Annotated in this window: 3 protein-coding genes; 1 reads left to right on the top strand and 2 read right to left on the bottom strand. The window is 46.2% G+C overall.

Going from position 1 to position 2,252, the window contains the following annotated elements; genetic code table 11:
• On the bottom strand, nucleotides 1-494 hold a 494-nt coding region (locus RJ60_RS14860; protein WP_180979989.1), incomplete at its 3' end, for a sulfatase-like hydrolase/transferase.
• A gap of 535 nt (nucleotides 495-1,029) precedes the next feature.
• On the opposite strand from RJ60_RS14860, the gene RJ60_RS14855 reads away from it, so the two are divergent.
• Nucleotides 1,030-1,893 carry an SUMF1/EgtB/PvdO family nonheme iron enzyme gene (locus tag RJ60_RS14855; RefSeq protein WP_103135268.1) on the top strand — a complete coding sequence of 288 codons (864 nt, stop codon included), beginning with the start codon at nucleotides 1,030-1,032 and terminating at the stop codon, nucleotides 1,891-1,893.
• Between the two features lie 86 nt (nucleotides 1,894-1,979).
• Here the strand turns inward: RJ60_RS14855 and RJ60_RS14850 are convergent.
• Nucleotides 1,980-2,252 (bottom strand): hypothetical protein (locus RJ60_RS14850; RefSeq protein WP_103135267.1); only part of this gene is annotated, 273 nt, incomplete at its 5' end.

The following is a 2,252-nucleotide window of genomic DNA, read 5'->3' as shown; positions in this document are numbered from 1 at the left end:
CTCAACAACTGGGCAAGTGTAATCGCGTCTGTCAAACCTCCCGCTTCGTTGTATAAAGTCGGTCTGAGTATTCCGTGTCTTACGGGAAGTTGCCCGGTCAGAAGAGTTGCTCTAGTCGGCGAAGAAGACGGTTGAGAATAGGCGGAAGTCAGCATGAGTCCGTCTCTTGCAAGAGCATCCATGTTTGGAGTCGGTGCTCCTACAGCGACACCTCCTCCGTAAACCCCAAGGTCTCCCCAACCGACATCATCCATTAGATACACAAGAATATTCGGCCGCCTGCCCGTTCTGGTCTCAAACTCGGCCAACTTCGCCATGGCCTCTTCTCTCTGCTCGGCATGAGGTATTACCTCCTCCAGATTCGGGGCCGGTTTCACCGTTTCGAGCGCCATAGTGTCTTCATAGTTGGCAGCAAGCGCTGATGTGAAAGCGAGAGCGCTTCCGGTGGCTCCGATAAACACTTTTCTCATTAGCCTGGAAATTTGAACTTCCATAAGACCATCTCCTCTTGGATTTACTTTTAAAAAACCGTTTTGGAAGCTAGAAACTATCCAACAAAACTGGAAAGCAGCATTCCGAGATCGCTCTCGCATAGCCTCATCGGCTTAAAAAGAAAACAAGCAAGGATAGTTCACAGAGTCACGAAATAAATACCTTCAAGATACTATCACAAAGGTCTTCATAATCAGAGGAAACGCCAGATATTTCCGCAATGAAACTCTCACTGTTCAAATCATGAACGATCGCATACCGAGTCTTTCCTAATGATTACTACTGGCCAGCTTTAAAACATTCAATAATTCGCCTATGAGAAAATGCTCGGAAATTAACATATTTTGTCATTTGAATTTTGAAAACAACAATGGAAAGATGAAGTGATAAATTCGTTTGATTCATACAAATCTAATTCGCTTGTCCTGAAGAGAGACGATGATATATTATTACAAGACGCCACACAAACTAACTTACCCTAATCCTCAAACAGAATGCCCCTTAAAAGTGTGGAGCCGATCTTAAGGAGGCGATCTTATGAAGAAGGCAGTAGTTGTCGTGGTTTCAATAATCTCCATAGCTGTTCTCGTTACCGTACTTGTCCTGGTACTGAACCCCAAGAAGGAGTCTCCGCCTGTTCAAAGCATCGTGGACATGATCCTGGTTGAGAAGGGAACTTTCACAATGGGAGACACATGGGGAACCGGCTGGGACAAAGAGCGGCCGGCTCATGAGGTTACTATCTCCTACGATTTCCACATCGGTAAGTATGAGATAACCTTTGAGCTTTATGATCTCTTTTGTCAAGAGACGGAAAGAACTCTGCCGGGAGATGAAGGCTGGGGACGAGGGCAGAGGCCGGTGATAAACGTCAGCTGGATGGATGCGGCAGCCTTTTGCAATTGGTTAAGCGAGAGAGAGAAACTTCCCAAGGCATACGATGCAAATGGCTACTTCCTGGACAAGGACGGAAAAGTAACAACAGACCCCTCAAAAGTAGTTGGCTACAGGCTTCCCGCAGAAGCTGAATGGGAATACGCTGCCAGGGGAGGAAACAAAAGCGAGGGATACATTTACGCCGGCGGAAACGAACCGGACCTTGTGGCGTGGTATTCCGATAATTCAGGAGGCATGACACATGAAGTCGGACAGAAGAGCCCAAACGAGCTGGGAATATTCGACATGAGCGGAAACGTTTCGGAATGGTGTTCCGATACATATGACGCCTTCTTCTACAGAAGAAGCTCTGGAAAAGATCCGCACAATCAGGCGCTGGGTAACAAATCGATCCGTGTAAGGGCATGGTGGGATGGCATCGTCAGAGTAACAAGCCGCAGCTACAACTCACCAAACAGTGCAGCCAGCATTTGTGGGTTCAGGATCTGCCGGATCGTCAGTTAAAACAGGAAAGAAGTCTCAAAATCCCAACTCAAAAGTATATAGCTTTCTTGATGTACCGAACAATCCTATTTCAAGAATCTCGAAGGCTATTTGTAGAGAAATCCAGTAGTGATGAGACTGCCGTAATTGTTGTAAATCTCTATTCGCAGTGCACCGTAATTCTGCAATTCAGCCTCAATGATCCTCTCATGCCAGGAAGAGTCATACCAGCCGTACTCCCCGACAAAGCTTCGGTTGGCTCTTCTATTTACTATGTTCACACTGTAAGAGTCATTGTCGAACGATATAGATCCGGTGTTGTTTGAGTTAATCACTAGAACCGTATCATAGTTACCATAGGCATCAGTAATGACTCCTTC

Source organism: Mesotoga sp. B105.6.4 (genome assembly GCF_002896535.1).
GTDB lineage: Bacteria > Thermotogota > Thermotogae > Petrotogales > Kosmotogaceae > Mesotoga.
Note: the sequence above shows the minus strand (reverse complement) of the source record. Positions and strands in the feature narration are given on the sequence as shown.